This window comes from Desulfosediminicola ganghwensis, assembly GCF_005116675.2.
Classification (GTDB): domain Bacteria; phylum Desulfobacterota; class Desulfobulbia; order Desulfobulbales; family Desulfocapsaceae; genus Desulfopila; species Desulfopila ganghwensis.
The window spans coordinates 1,434,030-1,453,521 of the sequence record NZ_CP050699.1; the positions used below are offsets into that span (position 1 = coordinate 1,434,030).

Genomic DNA, 19,492 nt, shown 5'->3' on the forward strand with positions numbered 1-19,492 from the left:
CTTTTTGTGCTGCACCATCAACAAAGAAAGACTGAATACGCTCGAGTCCATTAAGTGACAATGGCCATCACCGTTCCTTTCGAAATATCTTCTTCCTATGCCAGTCAAAACTCTCCATAGAAGGCCAGTTTTGACTCTCTTGGGGCCGAAACATCAATCTGTTTGAAAGTGTCAGTATATGGCCCGGTAGGTTGGTGTCTTTCATCACCGCCCTGGATACCATTACGTGGTATTTATCATCCACCGACATTAATCCCTCATCAAAGGACCAATGGCAGAGTTTGCACAGGGCAAGACCGTTGGTTGGGTTATCATTCTGACTTTCCCTCCAGGGAATTATGTGGGCGGCATCAACGACAGTATGTCCTTCGGGTGTTTGCATTTTTATCCCGCATAACGCGCAGCGGTGGGTGTAGATCTTCACTATGGCTTGCCTGAAGCCATAGTTGCGAACTTTGTATTGTAATTCTGGTGGTGTGTCTTTAGAGCGATAATTTACTTCCAACTCTGTTGTAAGAAGCAAGTTTGAATAGAATTTTGCTGCTTGGTTAACAAGGGCATGCTGTACGAGTGGAGCCCTGAAGGGTGGCTGAAAATATTTCTCTACTATGGCTAAACGGATTTTCTCCCGGCTCGTCTCCATCTGGAGAAGTTTAAACAGGTCCTCATCAAGCTTTACGGCCAGATAAATTTTTCGGAGTTGCGCCACTGAATTGATTGATCTGCCGGTATGATGAACTTCACCTTCTCTTGGCAACATATGCCAGAAGCCAGAGCGCTCAAGATGATAAAAGGGCAGTGCCATGCTGGCTTTGCGACCAGTGGGAGGCAGCAATTCGATATAGCTTTGAAAGGTTTCAGCCAGTTCAAAAGAAGGTTCTATAAAATTGCGGGTGATGATACCGGATGCGATATGATCAAGTATCGAAAGCAGCAGAAATGGTTTGTATGGCGAGCAATGATAGGTGTAATCGGCCCATGATTTTTTATTCTTATCAACCCGTAGGTTGGTAATCGCCTGCAGATACGTGTCGAGTGTGCTGCATGTCATGTTGTTGCCGAGGCTAAAGGGTATATTTCTTCTGAGCCCTGCGTTAGTGAAAAATTTAATATTTATAGACTATTATCATAATCGTTGGCTTGGTGCCAGCTTCAGTTCTAAATGCTAACGATGATTTCATGAGTACGCTAAATGGATATGTAGCTGCAAACTCGTGGCGAACTCCGGAGAGGCAACCCGGGATAGACCACGATTGTTTTATTCCTGTTGATTTTTCTTCGCAAGAATGGCGCAAAGTCTTGAATTTTGGTGTTACATCTGTTGGCAAAATAGTATCTGCGTTCACCGGATAGTCAAATTTCAAGACCTGACTCGGCCCCATACGCCTTTAAATAATGGAGGCCTATGCATACGACACTAAAGGGTTGGGTTTAAGCCACGAGATCTGTGCAAACACTTGGACACAACATGGCACCGATAATTTTCTGGGTCCGCGAGTACGCGGACAGGGCCCGGTTGAAGGCTAGATTGCTCCACTGCGAGATGATGCGCGGGTATCTCAGTTCCGCAATGTGCCCTTCAACCTACGCCTCGATCCTGATAGGTGACTGGTGCGGGAACGATTTTTCCGACACGTTACACCGAAAAAATGGGTGGGAAAAAGATCTGTATTCTGCACGTCAGGTGTTTCATTACAAGTCCGAAACCCTTGACAAGGAAAGGAGTTATTTCCCTTGTAGGGGAGTATTATCCATTGACAAGGGGCCTTTTAATGAGTGCCCCCAACACCCATATGAAATTCCTACCACATCAAATATTTTGGACATAGCTTTTCATGGATGTTCAGGTTTTTGAAAGCAGTAGCCTTCAAAAAAATTATTATCGCTACATATATTAAACAATATTAATTTGTAATTAATTTATTATTTGCGAATTACCGCATTATATTATAGGTTTACTAGCTTAATGATAGCTAATAAAGAGAAATATCCACGAGTAACTTGGCTCTGACTTACCACCCCCCCCAGGAGGTCGCTATGTCACTACACCACCATAAGCTTCAAGTTCTTGCCATTCTTTCGGATAATTTGCGAATCCCCCAGCCTCAATTGGTTCCCACTGTTACTATTGCAAGGCAAATGGACATATCGTTGCCGAAACTCAATCAGATTCTGAAAACCATGGACGGCCTGGGTATAATCCAAACTGATTCAGACTTGCAATACAGCCTAATCACACCAAAAGGATTGAACTATCTCAGTGAACGACAACTGGTTGTTCCCACAATCTTCTAGTTTATACCCGTAACCAATAAACCGGCATGCGCGACTGAAGTTGACGCTCCTTGTCTAGCTTTCTAACACATGGGTTTTCATGAACACATCTAGTCAACACACCTATGATCACTACGTAAAAGCTCTGATGGATATAAGCCAAGCAATCACCTCTGATGTATTTTTAGAGGATTTGTTCAAGCTCATAGTAATGGTAACCGCCAAGGTCACAGACGTTGAGATATGTTCGCTATGGCTTGTTGATGAAAACGAGAATCCTCCCCTTATCAAATTAAAGGCCACTCAGTCCTTTGAGCCGGAATATGTAAAGGACAGGGCGTTGCGACTTCATGAAGGCGTAGTTGGATATGTGCTTTCTACTCAGCGTCCCTATGTGATTGATGATGTGAAGAATCATGACAAATTCAAGGAAAAAGAGATGGCCAACAGCCTGGGCCTGGTCTCAATGGTGAGCATTCCATTGCAGGGCAAGGAAGACAAAGTTATAGGTGTACTTAACTGCTTTACCAGCCAGCCCCATGAATTTTCTGAAACTGATATCAATATGCTCAGCGCAGTCGCGAGTCAGGCGGCAGTTGCCATCCACAACACTGAACTTATAATAAAAACAAGGGTTATTGAACAGGAACTCCAGACCAGGAAGCATATCGAACGGGGAAAAGAAATTCTGATGGACCGTCGCCGAATGAACGGCGAAGAAGCATATCGCTGGATTCAGAAACGAAGCATGGATACCCGTAAATCTATGCTGGAAATTGCTGAAGCGTTGATCTTGTCGGAAGCTTTATAACCCTTAAACTTCATTGATTTCAATTATTTCTAACAGGTTTTTTCTTGACAACATAATTTAGTGCAGCTACATTAGTTGGTCAAATATTAATGAAAACTGCACAAAGGCGTGTAGTTTATTCGTGCTATTGAGACAACGGCGTCTGACTCCTCTATCCTGAGGACAGATGCCTTTTTTTTTGCTCGCGCACAATTACGCGTTAGGCGACTGTTCCCTGAAAATCATCACTTTCAACCGGAGATCGCTATGGGTAAAAAAATAGTTTTTTTCAATTTTCGTAATATTTACCCTCCTCACACCGAACATCACTTCACCTGGATTGACTCATAAAAAAATGATTTCAGTATTCATTTAACCTGAAAAGGAGACGACCAAATGATTCAATGGCCCAAAAACAATGACGCTCTCGGTACTGTGAACAGAGGCAATCCCTGCGAATCCGGATTGTGCACTCTTTGTACCTCTGACTGCAAAGGCAAGTGTGAAACCTGGATGTCTTCCTTAAGAGGTCGTAAGATCCTCTATCCCAGAAATTTCGGTAAAATTACTTCTGGATCAAGCAATGTAACCTCTCTTGGCCTAGGGTATCATTCCCTTAGGATTCAGGGGTATGCATATGGGTCCAGTGGGTTAAGCGAAGGGATGACCAAAGATGCTGATGACTGCGTTTTCCCCAACGTCAATACCGAAACGGTTTTCGGCAATGAGGTTAAGGTGAAATGCCGTGTTCCCATTATGACTGGTGCTTTAGGTTCAACTTTTATAGCTACAAAATATTGGAATTCATTTGCAACTGGTGCTGCCATTTGTGGATTTCCCATTGTTATCGGTGAGAATGTTGTCGGTGTTGATAAAGAATCAAAATTAGGTGGGGGAAAAATATCCTCAGCGCCTGAATTGGATAGACGCATCGACATATTTAAACGTTATGATGATGGCCATGGAGCTATTTTCGTTCAACTCAATGTTGAAGATACCCGAAATGGGGTAGCGGAATATGTCATTAACAAATATGGAGATGACGTAATAATCGAGCTCAAGTGGGGACAAGGCGCCAAGGTTATCGGAGGTGAAATTCAGGTCAAATCAATTAATTATGCGCTCTTTCTTAAAGAGCGGGGGTATGTTGTCGATCCCGATCCGTCAGACCCTAGCGTACAGGCTGCCTTTGAGCGTCGTGCCATTACCGCCTTTGCCAGACATAGCAGGCTTGGGGCTACCGAGTTGGATACCGTAGGTGAAGTACGCGAATCCTTTATGAAATCAGTTGATTATCTAAGAGGTCTTGGGTTCAAGAGAATCTCATTAAAAACAGGATCATACGGGATGGAGGCACTAGCAATGGCCATTCGATATTCTGCGGATGCCAAACTTGACCTACTGACCATTGATGGTTCTGGTGGCGGGACTGGCATGAGTCCGTGGAATATGATGGAACACTGGGGGGTTCCCTCCCTGGCTCTGCATGCCAAAGTCTATGATTATTGTAAGATTCTTGATGATCAAGGTATCAAGGTACCAGATATCTCCTTAGCAGGTGGTTTTGCCCGTGAGGATCATATTTTTAAAGCTCTTGCTTTAGGCGCACCGTATACAAAACTGGTTTGTATGGGCCGTGCACCAATGATTCCTGGATACCTAGGTAGTAACATTGAAGGAACTTTTTACCCTGAGAGAAGAACGGAAATAAATGGAAATTGGGACGAACTGCCGCAAACCGTAAAAAGCTTTGGCAAGTATCCAGAAGAGATCTTTTCGGCCTGGGAGGATGTAAAACAAAAAGTTGGCGCTGATGAAATGAAGAATATACCTTTTGGTGCAGTGGCCATAGCAGGCTATGTTGATAAGCTCTCTTGCGGCCTGCAGCAGTTGATGGCAGGTGTACGAAAATTCAATTTATCAGAGATTACGAGGGATGAATTGTTTAGTGCTAACCGTGAGACAGAAAGTGAAACCGGCATTCCGTTCCTGACGGAAGCTCAAAAAGAATCTGCTGAGAGAATTCTCAAAGGATAATATCAAGTTAGGATGTTTTACAGGGCACATCGAGATACCTGCTCGATGTGCCCCGTTTCTTAATTTATAATCTGATTACCCCTAAAGCTCAGCATTTAAAAACCCCTTGAGGGTGGTCACTCTGTGATACCCCTGGCATGTCATAATCCCTTGGATAACCTTCATAGGGAGAAACGACATGCCAAAGAATACAGTTCAATTTCAAAAAGGCCTCAGCTTGAAGAGATTTCTCGATACATATGGCGCTGAAGAGCAGTGCCGAGAAAGGCTATTCAATGCTCGTTGGCCTACTGGGTACAAATGTCCGAGATGCGGTCATACCAAACACTACCTAATCTTAACTCGGAATCTCTATCAGTGTCGCAACTGTCGTTTCCAATGCTCACTTACAAGCGACACTATATTTGCCTCCTCAAAACTGCCTCTTACTACTTGGTTCCTCGGGATTTTCTTTGTTACCCAATCGAAAGAGGGTATGTCAGCGCTCAATCTGCGACGATTACTTGGTATTTCAATCAATGCTGCTATGAAAATGAAGCACAAGCTCCAGCACGTTATGAAAGCAGCCGATGACAGTCTTGCCCTCAATGGCCTAGTTGAACTTGATGACGCATATTGGGGTGGTAAAAGATCCGGTGGTAAGCGTGGCCGGGGAGCCCCTGGCAAAACCCCATTTCTTGCTGCCATAGCCCGCAACGAAAAAGGCCATCCGATTCATATGAGAATGAGTAAAGTGAACTCCTTTTCCTCCCAGGAAGTTCGCAAGTGGTCGTTGAAGCATATCCACCACGAAAGCGTTGTAATTTCGGATGAGTTCGGCCCGTTACGAGGAGTTGCTGACAGCGTTGCTTTCCACGGCGCTATCAATACAAGTGAAATTTATCACAATCCCGACAACAAGATTTTCCATTGGATCAACACCATGATCGGCAATGTCAAAAGGGCCATACATGGTACATATCATGCTGTGAGTTCAAAGCATTTGCCAAGGTATTTGGCTGAATTCTGTTTTCGTTTCAACAACCGTTTTTATATGGGAGCCATGGTCGGCTCACTTATTCGATATTCCACAGTTACTAAGCCAATGCCTCAGCGTATTTTAAAGTTTGCTGAGGATGAGGGGTAATCAGAATTTATAAAAGAAAATATGGGATTTGTTATTCTTTGAACTTCAGCCAGAGAAGCTCAGCAGGCTGTTCAGAGGGATTGCTCCAACTTCCCGGAATATCTTTCTGCAGATAAATTGTATCTCCCGGATTAACCTTGTACGATTGACTCTCGACTGTCATTTCCAATTGGCCAGAAATGAGATAGCCCAACTCTTTTCCTTTATGCGCAAAAAAATGCCCGCCCAATTTTTTACCTGGACGAATTCGTATAATTGTTGCTTCTGTCGGTGTATCGATGTCTGGCGGCAACAACAATTCGGCTTCGGCGTTGTCTTTGACAATTTTTGCCAATGAAGTAATTGATCGGCTGTCTGCAGGGTACAAAAAGACGTCTTGGTGAGCTCCAGATTCCTTGAATAACGTGGCAACTTCGACAGAAAGACTCTGGGCAATGCGAAACAGAGCGGGAAGTGACGGATAGATGAGATTCTTTTCCACTTGTGAGATTGTACTCGGGGTCACCCCCGTAAGCCCTGCTAACGCCTTTTGGGAAATACCACGCATAAGTCGAGTGGATTTTATTTTTGCTCCAAGGTCAAATCTGGGCTTAAGCTGCCTCTGGCTTTCGAAAACTATATTGGACCCTTCGCAGAGATATTGATGATGCTCATTGAGGAATTTAGAGTTCCGTTTTTCTGCTTTGAGAATCTTGAGCGTCGATTTTCCTCGGCGCACCGAAAGATCAATTGCAACCTGTGCTATCTTGTTGATGTTTGCTTTCAACCTGTTGGAGTGCGCTCCTTTCTCGATCAGCCAGTAAGCGATAGTATCCAGCTCGTAGAGTCGCGGACAAGTTTTGGCATAAAAAGCAATAACGTGATCTTCCCCACCCCAAAGCGACTGCATGCCGGTGAGACTATCGAGGATAAAATGCACTTCACCAGATAAAGTACTGTGCAGACCGTATATGGCCTCGCCGACCTGGTCCGGGCTCGTCGGGTCATTCACTTTTATGACTTTATAGGGCCAGAGGGCTCCATTTTTTTCATAGAACTTATTGAAGATTTCTGAGCGATCCCCTTTGCCGTTAGTAAAACAATCGAGAATCGTCAGGTTCTGGCTTTCCGCCTGCGAGCCGAGAAAAGATACTACATTTTTAGGCGAACGATCAAACGCCACATAGATTAGTGGCCTCTTCCTGTTCAGTGTCTCTTTGATAAAACACTGGCAGAATGCAGATGAGAAGCTACTGACATCTTCATACCAGAGAACATTATCACCAATAAACAAGTCCCCCATGAGCCGGTCTAGCTCAGGTATACCCGATGAAACACGCTTCTTTTTAGAACTGGTTAAGGATGTTTTGCTCAAGGTATTATTAATGTCAATGAAAAACAGTGAGTAAAAAGTCTAAAGCAGCAACATTAAACTAAAAGTACAGTTATAAGATCGAGTTAAGCCTAGCAAATTGGTTGAAGTTATTCAATGTCTTTCCCGCACCTGCCCAGCTCACATGCCAGTTTTGATAGTGTTTGTGCTAATAATAAAAGGAAAAATAGAATATGGTACACGGAGTTCCTGAAACGTGATCTTTCCACAATAACGTGGAACCATGGTCAAGCCGTTTTTTCCCTATCCCACCACTCCTGCTCAAAGAGAGTTGGTGCTTTGTAGCCATTCGTAGAGTGCTTCCTCTGACGATTAAAATAGACCTCTATGTAGAGCCTCCTCAGAAAGAATCAACAGTGGTCTGACCCCGATACTTTCTCAAGTCGCTCATCTGTTGTAGGGTATACTGTATGGGCTGCATGAGTTAGACGCCAGACCAGCAGCACGCTGATTTCCTGGTGTGACGGGCACCGCGCCTTTCCATGGAACCAACACTTTACCATGGCGACCTTGCTAAACAGCAAGAGCCTTGCTTCATGATCCTCATCGCTGGTCATAGAATATTTTGTGCTTATATCACAAAATATTGCCTACAAAATTCCCGAGAAGCCCAACAATCACTTGCAGTATTTGTTGGAAGCCGTCATACTTTTTGAAGAAATCTAAATTGCAAACGGTATTGACTGCAGAAAATAGGTGTTTGACCATGTTGAGAAAAATCTATTCAAAGCTCATTTCAAACAGGATTGGCCAAGTTCTGATGAGAAATAACACACCTCTCCCCTGAATTATTAAAAATATAAAAAAAGAAAATTTAAAAATTTAATTTTCGTGAAAGCGATGAGGTAGCTAAAATAGTGGACGGTGAGTCTGGCGGTCTGATTAAGTTTAATCTGGGATAAGTATAATTATACTTATTGCTCAAAATAAACATATATACTGGATGAATCTTCTGTAGGCTGAGGGGTAAAATTAAAAAGCTGTTGCAAGAAAAAAAATCAGATGATTTTGTATTAATGTCTCAACTGCAACCTTATGGGTAGTGAATGCGTAGATGAGTCCTTGGGTTAAGCATAATTGTACTTATTTGGTCTATTGCTGACTTTCATGCATTGTATTGACGTGATTGATAATAACTAAGCAGAGAGGTCTAGGAAACTGTGAATAGCGCTAGTCAAATAAGCACTGTGTTGGATAAAGAAAAAGGTTCTGATGTTTATGGTTCAGTTTTTCTACAGGTTGAGGGGTATGTTAGTGATATGAAAAAATCTGTGAAGGGAATAGAATGTATTGATTCTGCTTGTTGTGTAAATGGTTTTATGGGTGAAGAAATATTTTCATTGTTGACGAGCAGGAAGTTCAGTTATATGACCCGGAGACATTCAGATTTATACAAAGATAAAACAATTCCATTAATTACACAGTATACTGATCAAGAAGAGCCTATTAAGTTTTATTATGATTTTGGACCAGGGTACCATGCAAGCATTGATCCCCAAAACCATGAATTAAGTTTCGAGGTAGGATTGTCCGAAATCTTTGCAATTAGACAAATGTTAATGTTTTGTGAGAAGATTAAGCACGTATATAAGGCTGGAGCGAAATTTTTTATTATAATTGACAACTTATGTGCATACATTACAAATGATATCCCTCTGCAGTTGACGAATAATTATGTTATGCAGTTACGTGCTTTGATTGATGAGGTGAAAGCAAATGATTCGATTTCAGTATTAGTGGAATCCGAGCTTTTTTCATTAGGAGAGTATCTTTCTCTGTATCAAAAACAAAAAAATCGTTTGGTTAGCAAACAATTGTCTCAACTTGAGGTTGATAATGTTACCCGGTTTTTAGGCAGAGAATGTTGTATCAACGAAGCTACAAAAAGAGTGGCCCGTTACAAGAGGGCCGGGACCGTGACCGAACTTTTACTTTCGAAATTGGTAGATGGAGTTCGTCTCACACAAAGAGCAACAAGTGAGACATTGGCATTTCGTTCTTTCCCGGGGGGGGATCAGCGAATTCAGGTTGGTAGGATGGCTCTAACCATGAATCATAAAAGACGCATTGTTCCTCTTCTTGTTACATCAAGAAATTATAATAACTACAGATTGTCTGAATTGGTCCTTGACGGTATTCCTTCGCAAACAGTGATAACTGTTTTGTATGCTGCCCCTCTTTAGAGGTTGAACTGGATGTTTTTCTTATCATTGAAATAGTCATACAATCCCATGGCTAAAAATTTTCTTGTTTCATTGAGTTGATCACTTTCTCGGTAACCCGATGTGGCACCTATCGTCTTGTTGATATCCAAGAGTACCGGGTTCTCATCGTGCATCACATAGTCAATTTTCCCATAATCAAGGTTGTAGAACTCGCGCCACTTATGAATTATTGGGTGGGGTTCAACTTCCATGGTGTTGATACTGTTGTGGGCCTTTATGATCGCCTTATCAGATGACATCTTGGTACACTTAAATCTCTGACCTAAAACTTGAACGATGTGTAGATGGTATAAGTTATTATCATACTCAGGTAGAAACTTTTCTATCACAACGTCATTGTATGAAAACCATCTTTTAGGTATTTGTTTGAGAGAATCGTATACTGTATAATTTTTTGCTTGATCTACCGGAAACCATAGTTTTTCAAAACGTCTGACAACTTTCCGTAACTGACTTACTCCAGGGAGTTTTTCTCTGGCATCAGTTTGTTTTAACTTCTGTTCTGGTGATCCGTAAAAATTATAATTTGACTTGATGATCACTTTCCCTTTCCATGTGTCATTCGGGCCGAGCAAGTTGCTGCTAACATGAGATTTACAGATATTATTTAATTTCCCGTTGAGGGCTATAGGATATTTTCGAGCAAATTCAAGATACATATCTGGTACTATCGACAAATCAACATGAACTATAATGATATCCGCAGGCACGAACTCATTACAACCAATAAGATACTCAACCTCATGGCCATCATCCCTCCAGTATTTTGCTAAATGATGAATAACAAATTTGGCCGGTCTCTCTTGTTTCTCGTGAAACAAAATTACGATACGCTTTTTGCTCATTACTTGTCCTTCGTTCGTTTGAATATAGGTAAAGATGAATCCTTGGTTCTGATCTGACCTTCTGAGTTATGATTAATTAATGAAAAATGTGGTTAAGTGATCGCCTTTTTTCGAGTATCGATTAACAAATAGTGTTGGCCGGTACTGGGCTTTACTCAACAAATATAAGCCTATCTCACGGATGGTGTAAAAACAAGATCCTTCTCTTCACTCTCAGCGTTCGTGTGAGAACCATAAATCAGATTTGCCCTTTGGTTGCTAGAGCTGTCAGAATTTGTCAGCGTCTCTTGTTTGATAGGTAGGCGGGCGCATCATTCATTCCCGGCCCTTGTATTTGCAGTTCAAATTCACCTTCTTCACAATTGCGCAGTGCCGCAACGAGCAGTTCATCCCTTTGCCTGGCTTGACAAGGCCATCATCGATTCGATATGGCTGTCCCCACCGTTTTGGCTATCGAAATAACAGGCCAGAGTCACACAGGGAAGCGCAGCAGCACAAAAACGAGGAATTTTTCCATGGCGGCATGGGGATGCAGCTGCTCAAGAAGTTCGAGCCCGTATAACAGGAGGAGGGTGAGTTCCAAACTATTCAAAAGCCCGCTGTTGAAAGAATGGGGGCTAAAACGCTACCGTAACGACATCTAAACACCGCGGTCCAATACCTCGACGGCAAAATTGAATCTCCCGCGATACCAGTAATTCTGTCGCCTGCAAAGAAATCGCAACTAGAATCGAGGGCAGACCACGATAAAAGCACTGATATATAGTAAAGGTGTAAAGCGGGTATGCCGATAATGCCAAAGCTGCAGGATTGTCTATATAATCGACATCGTATGATTTTTGCTGTGTGGTTCAGATTTCGGCTCCGATCTCTGGTAGCCACAAGTTGAGAGGGTGCAATCTCAAGATATTGAGGTTTCACCCTTGTTTTGTTGTCTCGGCTTGGAAATCGTGGTGTGTCCCGGGTTTCCGTATTCGATATATCTCAGCTGAGCATTGGTGTATAGGCTTTCAACTCTCTTAGGTTGCGCAGGAAATGATGCTGGCAGAGAGCTTCTAATGCCCGGCTACTGATATGGGGCTCGTTTTTGGTCATCATTTTTGCCGCTTAGGCAATCAAATGCTTTACCAGGAGAGGAATATCCTCTCTTCTATCACGCAAAGGAGGGACTTGGATCAGATGAGTGCTCAGGCGATAATACAGATCCATTGTCGCCGTGATATGATCGTGATCAATTCGGGTCAGACCAGAATGGCGCTAGTTTAAGCGTGTTTTATAGGTGAAAAGCAACTGAATATATTGGCAAAAATTGGTATAATTTGCTATGCGAAACCAACACCAAATCATGCCAATGTTGCCCGGTTTTCACCTTCCCAAACGAGGTAGAAAACCTCATAGCCAACAACAAAAATTTGCTCGAAAAATCACTTCCCTCAGACAGAACTCTTTTAAACAGATAGGAGAGATTTTTGGGCAATTCATTCCCACGAAATTGCTCAAACAGGATCCTTCGGGAAAGATGAGCAGACGACGTTTGTTTACCAAGGAAAACACTTTTTGGTCCTTCTTAGGCCAAGTCCTTGATGCAGACGGTGGATGTAGAGAAGCTGTAAAAAAGTTGCAATCATATGCATCTAACCACGGCCTTCGGCTTCCATCATCATCTACCGCTTCATATTGCTGTGCACGTAAGAAATTAGATGAAAATCTGCTTGTTGAGGTGTTTCAACATACTGCTAAATGGTCCGGAGCACGACGTGCATCTCATTCATTAAATGATCGCCAGGTAATTGTTGTTGATGGGACAGGTGTTACAATGGCGGATACAGCAGAAAATCAAGAGCTTTGGCCACAGTCATCGAACCAGAAACCAGGATGCGGCTTCCCCTCAGCACGAATATGCGCATACTTTTCATTGCAAACCGGAACAATGCTCAGCTATGCCATCGGTAATAAAAAGAGTAACGAACTTCCATTGTTCCGTAAGCAGTGGTCCACCTTTGAGGCTGGTGATATCTTTCTTGGTGATAAAGGTTTTTGTAGTTACTTCGATTTAGCCGAGCTGAAAAAACGCTGTGTTGATAGTGTGATAACACTTGCTCGTAGAAAACCAGTCGGTAGGAAAAACTGCATTAAAGAATTCGCTCCTGATGATCTACTGATTGAATGGAAAAAACCAGTATACAGGGAAATGGTGTCGTATTCGCGGAAAACCTGGGAGGACCTTCCCGACAAACTCGTTATGAGACAAATCAAAGTAAAGGTGACTCAATCAGGGTTTAGAACAAAAGAATTTCATATTGTTACCACGCTAATCGATCAAGATCAGTACCTGAAAGACGAAATTGCAGCGTTATACCTTAAGCGTTGGGATGTCGAACTTTTCTTTCGTGATATCAAGACAACGATGGGATTTGATATCCTCCGGTGCCAATCGCCTGAAATGATAAAGAAAGAAATTTTAATGTACTTCATAGCGTACAACTGCATCCGGCGCATAATGTTACAAGCGACACAGCTGGTAGACATTGATATCCGGTCTATCAGTTTCAAAGGAAGTCTACAGGCTATTAGAAGTTGGGAACCACGGTTGGGGTCCTCTAGGTTGAGCACAAATGAAAGACAAAACATGCTCTCAGATTTATCCTTTGTCGTGGCTCGTTGCAAAGTTTTCGACAGGCCTGGACGAAGCGATCCGCGGTGTCTTAAGCGAAGACCAAAACCTTATCAGTTACTCAACAAACCTAGAAGTGAAATGGTCGAAATACAGCATCGGAGCAGATATGAAAAAAAGGCTTAAACTAGCGCCATTCGGGTCAGACCACGGATACTGGTATAATCTGATAATTCTTCATCACTGTTAAATGCACTGGTCTGTTTCCAGAGCCCGTTTTCTTGCACGCCGACTATCGGATCAGTGACAGAACTGCCGTCAGTGCTTTTTATACGAATTACCAGCGCTATGCCCTCTTTGTAAGGGAACTGGTCGACGACAAAAAACTGATCTTCAGGCGAAGTGTAATGTGCCTTTTTCCTTGTAATCGTTGGCGACTTTACAGGGGAACTGTCTGTGTTTTCCCGAAGCTATCTGGCAGATCGTTCAACTCGACCTTGACCTTTAGCACAAATTTTTCATAAGCATTTTGTTGAAATTGAGATAATGGTTAGCTTTTCAAATTATTGAAGCTAACTAAAATTTCCATTCACTTCGACAAAATGCTCAGCAGAGGTCAGGCCATGCGCTACCATCTTCTCCAGTATTTTCGTTGAAAATAGACTTTACCATGATTTACAGCCAAAGCCTTCGAGCCTGACACTGCCTGAACAGACGAAAAAAATCGGGTTAGCCTTGGGGAGTTGCAGGGTGAACCAGAAAAAGCCATTTGTCGAAAAAAGGGAGCCGATTTGACATATGGTATTTGGCATGTCAAATTGATCGCTAAAGAAAACCGGATTATTGGTAAGCGGCTTGTAACGATCTAATATGTTTTGAATAAAACCGCCAATGATGTACATTGTGCTTTGTTTTCAAATAGTTGTCGTTCACATGTGCCTTATATGTTTCCTATTAATCAATGACCGAGCCAGAGCTGCAAAATTTCCTGAATCGTTGTCTGCTTCTTGACATCGAAATAAACGAGAAGGGGAAGATCTATGCTCTTGGTGCAGTTTTTCGGGATGAGACCATTCAGGTTGAAGCTGGCCAGAAGATTGATAGTAATATTCTGGCTGGGTTAGACGGGCTCAGTAAAAGCGCCGACTTTGTCCTCGGTCATAACATTATCGCCCATGACATCCCCCAGCTGGCTGCCCTGTATCCGCAGTTAGCCCTCCTGAAAAAACAGCTGGTCGATACCCTCTATATCTCCCCGCTTGCCTACCCGGAAAACCCGTATCACAGGCTGGTTAAAGATTACCAGATTGTGCGCGACAGCGTGAATGATCCTGTGGCGGATGCCCGTTTGGCCGCACGAATTTTCAGTGAACAGTGGCAGGTTCTCTGCGAGCAGATCAAGTCGGGTGCAGAGCGAACTGTTTTTTACAGGAACTTCCTTGAGCGTGATTCTAACCTCGTCGGCACGGCCAGGGCTTTGGCGGCGATGTCGATTCCCCGATTGGATGACTCTGATCTGCCAGACGCCTTTGCCTGGTTTGCAAAAAAATATGCGTGCTCTACCGCAGTAGAGCGGTTGCTGGAACAATTGCACGATGCCGATTTTTATGCCCCGCAACTTGCCTATGTTGTGGCCTGGCTTTCGGTGGCCGGTGGAAACTCTGTGCTGCCGCCCTGGGTTCGCCATCGGTTTCCTGAAATTTCCGCCATCCTTCATTCTCTGCGCGAGAGTTGCTGTGAGGACCCGGCCTGCAGCTATTGCCGGATGCATCACAACCCTGGCCATTTCTTACAAACCTATTTCGGCTTTAAAGAGTTTCGGCCCACGCCTGCAACGAAAGACGGTAAAAGCCTGCAGGGTGAAATTGTTTCTGCCGCCGCCAGGAGCGCGACCCTGTTCGCTACACTTCCCACCGGTGGGGGAAAGTCGCTCTGTTATCTGCTGCCCGCGCTTATGCGTTATACGCGGCGCAATTTACTCACCATCGTGATATCGCCACTGCAGGCGTTGATGAAAGATCAGGTGGACAATTTTTCTGAAAGTACCGGCACCAAACTGGCCGCAGCACTCTATGGTATGCTTACCATGCCGGAGCGCAGCGAAGTGCTGGATTCTATCCGGCTCGGTGATATCGGCATTCTCTACGTTTCTCCAGAGCAATTACGTAACCGCTCCTTTGTTCAGACCATAAAGCAGCGCGAGATAGGTGCCTGGGTGTTTGACGAGGCGCACTGTATGTCTAAGTGGGGGCATGATTTCAGGCCCGATTATTTCTATGCTGTCCGTTTTATACGTGAGTTGGCCGGCAAGACCAACTCCCAGGTTCCACCGGTGCAGTGCTTTACTGCCACCGCCAAAAAAGATGTTCGGCAGGAGATCATAGACACGGTTCAGAGTGAGCTTGGGCTGCAGGTTTTGCAATATGAAGGGGGGCACGAACGGACCAACCTGAACTACGAAGTCTATAGCGTCGACAGCTATGGTAAGGGTCAGGTTATTATCGACTTGCTGCGCTCGCGCTACGACGACGAGGGGAGTGTGGTCATCTACTGTGCAACCCGAAAAAACACAGAGACACTGGCCGCCGATCTGCAAAAGGTTGGGTATACCGTTGAGGCTTTTCATGCGGGGCTGGATGTGTCGCTCAAAAAGCGTATCCAGGAGCAGTTTATCACGGGTGAACTGCCTGTGATTTGCGCAACCAACGCCTTTGGCATGGGGATCGATAAGGACGATGTGAGGCTCGTCATCCATGCCGATATCCCCGGCTCGCTTGAGAATTATCTGCAGGAGGCAGGGCGGGCAGGGCGTGACAGAAAGGCCGCTGAGTGCATTCTCGTTTTTGATGAGCAGGACATCGAGGGGCAATTCAGGCTCGGCTCCATGTCACGACTCACCAGGCGCGAAATAGCCCAGATGCTGAGAGGGATACGGGCGGCTTCCAGGGGGGAGCAGCAGGTAATACTCACAGCAGGAGAATTGCTTCGCCGGGATGATGTGGATATCGACCCGGATAAACTGAACGATGCCGATTCCCGGGTTCGCACGGCAATAGCCTGGTTGGAGCGGGCTGGGTTTATAAAGCGAGATGAAAATGAAACCCGGGTGTTCCAGGGGAAGCCCCTGGTGAAAGATCTCGAAGAGGCAGCAGGCAAGATCGCGGGGCTCAATCTCTCAAAACGGCAGGAGCAACGCTGGCTCGATGTGTTGAGTGCTTTGATGGAATCCGGGAGTAATCGTGGTTTTTCCGCCGATGAACTGGCGGGTATGTCTTCGTTTGCCACGGCGGAAAACGATAACGTTTATGAAACCGAGACCCAGCGGGTATTAAGAACTCTGCACGACATGGCCGAGCAGGGAGTGCTTTCTAAAGAGACGACCCTCTCTGCCTATCTCAGGTATAAGGTGAAAAATGGTGCGCCACTGCATTTGCAGCGGTTATGTGAGCTGGAGCGACAATTTATCCGGCTTATGGAGGAAAACGCACCGGAAGTGGAGACGGAAACATTTCTGCAACTTGATCTGCGCCAGATAAACCAGCAGCTTATAGATTGCGGCAATGAAGATACAACCCCCCATGTATTGAAACTTATTCTGTACGGCCTCAGCCGCGACGGTAAGGGCCTGGCGGGACAGGCGGGCAGCATCACCACCAAATCCCAGGCAAGTAATTGCTTCAGTATCTATCTCCACCGCGACTGGGATTCGTTGAAAAAGACCGTGGAAATACGCCAGCAGGCGTCGCAGGTGGCGCTCAGGAGTATAATGGAGGGGATAAAAGACGGGGAAAAGCCAAATGGCAGTCTGCTGGTGGAGTTTACACTGGAGCAGATAGTGGAGGCTTTTAAGAGGGATCTGTTGCTCTTTCCATTACTCAAAGATCCGTTGGCGGCAGCTGAGCGAACCCTGACCTTTATGCACGAACAGGGCGTGATTGACCTTCAGCATGGTCTGGCCATTTTCAACCAGGCTATGACTCTGCAGCTGCAATCGGAGGGAAAGGGGAGACGGTATACCAATCAGGATTTTTCTCCTTTGAAAACCCACTACACCGAGCGAAATTTTCAGATCCATGTGATGAATGAATACGCTCGTAAGGCTATGGAGAAAGTGAGCTCCGCCATGCGGTTGGTCTCTTCCTATTTCAATGATGACAAGGAAGAGTTTGTGTTGCGCTATTTTCCCGGCCGGGAAAAAATGCTGGACAGGGCAACCAGCCAGCAGTCGTACCAGCGCATTGTTGATGACCTGAAGAACAAGGCACAGGCGGCAATCGTTTCGGCTCCCGCCGAGAAGAATATGCTGGTGCTGGCCGGTCCCGGAGCGGGCAAGACCAGGGTGGTCACCCATCGGGTTGCATATCTGTTGCGGGTAGAGCGTGTAAAGCCGCAAGCCATACTGGTGCTCTGTTTTAATCACTCGGCCGCCGTGGGGCTCAGGAAGAAGCTACGTGATCTTGTGGGTAATGAAATGGCCCATGTGACCACCCTGACCTACCACGGGCTCGCCTTGCGTTTGAGTGGACGTTCTCTTGCGACAGCCGGCAGAACGGGAAGCGGTGAAATTGATTTCGGTAAAATAATCCCGGAGGCGATAGCGCTGCTCAAAGGGGAAACTGAGGCCCTGGGTTTTGAGAGTATTTCTGCAAGGGATGCGCTCATCGGCAGGTTCAGCCACATATTGGTGGATGAATATCAGGATATTGATGCCGGGCAATATGAGCTTGTATCGTTGCTGGCCGGGAGAACTCTTCTGGAAAATGAGCAGAAGATGACAATTCTGGCTGTTGGTGATGACGACCAGAATATTTACGGCTTTCGGGGAACGAACGTTGGCTTCATTCGCAGATTTGAGGAAGATTTCACCGCTGAGAAAAAGTACCTGATCGAGAACTATCGTTCTACGGCAAACATTATTAGTGCAGCGAATAGCCTGATCACCCATAGCAGTGACCGGATGAAGGGAGAGCATCCGATAAAGGTCAATTCGGCACGCCGTATGTTACCTGTGGGTGGCAACTACCAGATCAATGACCACATTGCCCGGGGCAAGGTGCAGATTTTCGAGGTGGCAAATGCGGAAACGCAGGCGCGGGCGGCTGTGGAAGAGATCAGGCGTTTGCAAAGCCTTGAAGGGCATTTCGATTTGAACAATTGCGCAGTGCTCGGTAGAAACTGGAAAGATCTTGCTCTTATCCGCAGTACTTTTGAGGCAGAAGGCATAGCGGTAAACTTTAATTGGGGAAGAAGCGGCAACAATGGTTTTCCCGGTTTATCGAGAATCCGCGAAAATGCAGTGTTTCTCGAACAGCTGAGGTTGCGACGAACAGAGTCTCTCAGGGCTACAGACCTGTTTGTGATGCTGCCCGATTGTTCAGAATCGGAGAATAACAATCTCTGGTTGAGCAATCTCCGCAGTTTGCTGACCGACTGGCAGGAAGAGACCGCGAATACGGGGCAGCCGGTTTCGGTCATAGAAGATTATCTGTATGAAGCGCTTTCAGAGCAGGGGCGCTCCCGTAACCTCGGTAGCGGTGTTTTTCTTTCTACAGTTCACTCTGTCAAGGGGATGGAATTCGATCACGTCTTCATGCTCGGCAATGGCTGGCAGTTCAAGCAGGGGAATAATGAGGATGAGGAGCGCAGGCTCTATTATGTAGGGATGTCCAGGGCCCGGCAGACCCTGCAACTCTTTTCCCTGCCGGGAGGAGGAACGTCTTTTGCCGGCCAGGTACAGGGTGATTCAGTCATAAAACGGACAATTCCGGCAACAGATGGTATTAAATTGCCCGGCACAAGCTACCATCTCCTTGGCATGAGAGATCTTGACCTTGGTTTTGGCGGACGATTGAGAAGTAACCACCCGACATTAAACGCTCTCCCCGCTCTGAAGCCCGGTGATAGCCTTGGTATGGAGATTCGTAATGATCATGTCGAGATTGTCAACAGCGAGGGCGTTTCTGTTGCCCGTCTGTCCCGAAAAGCACGGGCCGAGTGGTCGAAATGGTTGAATGAAGTTCGTAGCGTTACGGTTGTGGCATTGGTCAAACGTTATAAGAGTGATGTGAAGGATGAAGAATATCTGAAGTATTGCCTATCCGATGTTTGGGAGGTTGTTGTTTGTGAGGTGCAGCGACAAGAGTCGGGCTGAATTTCCCTCGATGCCACGATTTGAGTGAAAACGCAGTAATCGGGAGACTTTTGCGGCT

The 19,492-nt window shown here is 45.2% G+C and carries 10 protein-coding genes; 7 read left to right on the forward strand and 3 right to left on the reverse strand.

From position 1 onward, the window contains the following. Positions 1-67 precede the first annotated feature (67 nt). Positions 68-1,051, reverse strand: coding sequence for an HNH endonuclease (locus FCL45_RS06180; RefSeq protein ID WP_136798765.1), 984 nt, complete (start codon positions 1,049-1,051; stop codon positions 68-70). Between the two features lie 986 nt (positions 1,052-2,037). Here FCL45_RS06180 and FCL45_RS06185 point away from each other — a divergent pair. The 4 genes from FCL45_RS06185 (at position 2,038) to FCL45_RS06200 (ending at position 6,227) form a co-directional block, all read left to right on the forward strand. After that, a complete protein-coding gene (locus FCL45_RS06185) occupies positions 2,038-2,295 on the forward strand; it encodes a hypothetical protein (protein WP_176360004.1) in 258 nt (85 codons plus the stop codon). A gap of 79 nt (positions 2,296-2,374) precedes the next feature. Then, entirely contained in the window at positions 2,375-3,085 is a 711-nt protein-coding gene (locus FCL45_RS06190) for a GAF and ANTAR domain-containing protein (RefSeq protein ID WP_136798764.1), read from the forward strand. A gap of 375 nt (positions 3,086-3,460) precedes the next feature. Continuing rightward, complete coding sequence (locus FCL45_RS06195) at positions 3,461-5,101, forward strand: glutamate synthase-related protein (protein WP_136798763.1); 1,641 nt, start codon at positions 3,461-3,463, stop codon at positions 5,099-5,101. Between the two features lie 178 nt (positions 5,102-5,279). Beyond that, positions 5,280-6,227 (forward strand): IS1595 family transposase, encoded by a 948-nt coding sequence (locus tag FCL45_RS06200; protein WP_176360005.1) that lies wholly within the window; start codon positions 5,280-5,282, stop codon positions 6,225-6,227. A gap of 31 nt (positions 6,228-6,258) precedes the next feature. On the opposite strand, the gene FCL45_RS06205 is transcribed toward FCL45_RS06200, so the two are convergent. After that, positions 6,259-7,509 carry a cupin domain-containing protein gene (locus FCL45_RS06205; protein WP_136799990.1) on the reverse strand — a complete coding sequence of 417 codons (1,251 nt, stop codon included), beginning with the start codon at positions 7,507-7,509 and terminating at the stop codon, positions 6,259-6,261. Between the two features lie 1,250 nt (positions 7,510-8,759). Between FCL45_RS06205 and FCL45_RS06210 the strand changes: the two genes are divergently transcribed. Next, the gene (locus FCL45_RS06210) at positions 8,760-9,782 is read left to right on the forward strand and encodes an L-tyrosine/L-tryptophan isonitrile synthase family protein (RefSeq protein WP_136799991.1); all 1,023 of its coding nucleotides are present in this window, start codon (positions 8,760-8,762) and stop codon (positions 9,780-9,782) included. Here FCL45_RS06210 and FCL45_RS06215 read toward each other — a convergent pair. Further along, positions 9,779-10,669 (reverse strand): hypothetical protein, encoded by an 891-nt coding sequence (locus tag FCL45_RS06215; RefSeq protein ID WP_136799992.1) that lies wholly within the window; start codon positions 10,667-10,669, stop codon positions 9,779-9,781. The genes FCL45_RS06210 and FCL45_RS06215 overlap by 4 nt on opposite strands. Before the next feature lie 1,345 nt (positions 10,670-12,014). Here FCL45_RS06215 and FCL45_RS06220 point away from each other — a divergent pair. Together FCL45_RS06220 and FCL45_RS06225 are read left to right on the forward strand one after the other, a co-directional pair. Then, entirely contained in the window at positions 12,015-13,469 is a 1,455-nt protein-coding gene (locus tag FCL45_RS06220) for an IS4 family transposase (RefSeq protein ID WP_217907577.1), read from the forward strand. Between the two features lie 775 nt (positions 13,470-14,244). After that, positions 14,245-19,434, forward strand: coding sequence for a RecQ family ATP-dependent DNA helicase (locus tag FCL45_RS06225; protein WP_136798559.1), 5,190 nt, complete (start codon positions 14,245-14,247; stop codon positions 19,432-19,434). Positions 19,435-19,492: the final 58 nt, after the last annotated feature.

Coding starts and splice junctions, on each gene's coding strand:
- FCL45_RS06190 (WP_136798764.1), top strand. CDS start 2,375: ATGAACACATCTAGTCAACACACCTATGATCACTACGTAAAAGCTCTG.
- FCL45_RS06205 (WP_136799990.1), bottom strand. CDS start 7,509: ATGGGGGACTTGTTTATTGGTGATAATGTTCTCTGGTATGAAGATGTC.
- FCL45_RS06185 (WP_176360004.1), top strand. CDS start 2,038: ATGTCACTACACCACCATAAGCTTCAAGTTCTTGCCATTCTTTCGGAT.
- FCL45_RS06180 (WP_136798765.1), bottom strand. CDS start 1,051: ATGACATGCAGCACACTCGACACGTATCTGCAGGCGATTACCAACCTA.
- FCL45_RS06215 (WP_136799992.1), bottom strand. CDS start 10,669: ATGAGCAAAAAGCGTATCGTAATTTTGTTTCACGAGAAACAAGAGAGA.
- FCL45_RS06200 (WP_176360005.1), top strand. CDS start 5,280: ATGCCAAAGAATACAGTTCAATTTCAAAAAGGCCTCAGCTTGAAGAGA.
- FCL45_RS06225 (WP_136798559.1), top strand. CDS start 14,245: ATGACCGAGCCAGAGCTGCAAAATTTCCTGAATCGTTGTCTGCTTCTT.
- FCL45_RS06195 (WP_136798763.1), top strand. CDS start 3,461: ATGATTCAATGGCCCAAAAACAATGACGCTCTCGGTACTGTGAACAGA.
- FCL45_RS06220 (WP_217907577.1), top strand. CDS start 12,015: ATGCCAATGTTGCCCGGTTTTCACCTTCCCAAACGAGGTAGAAAACCT.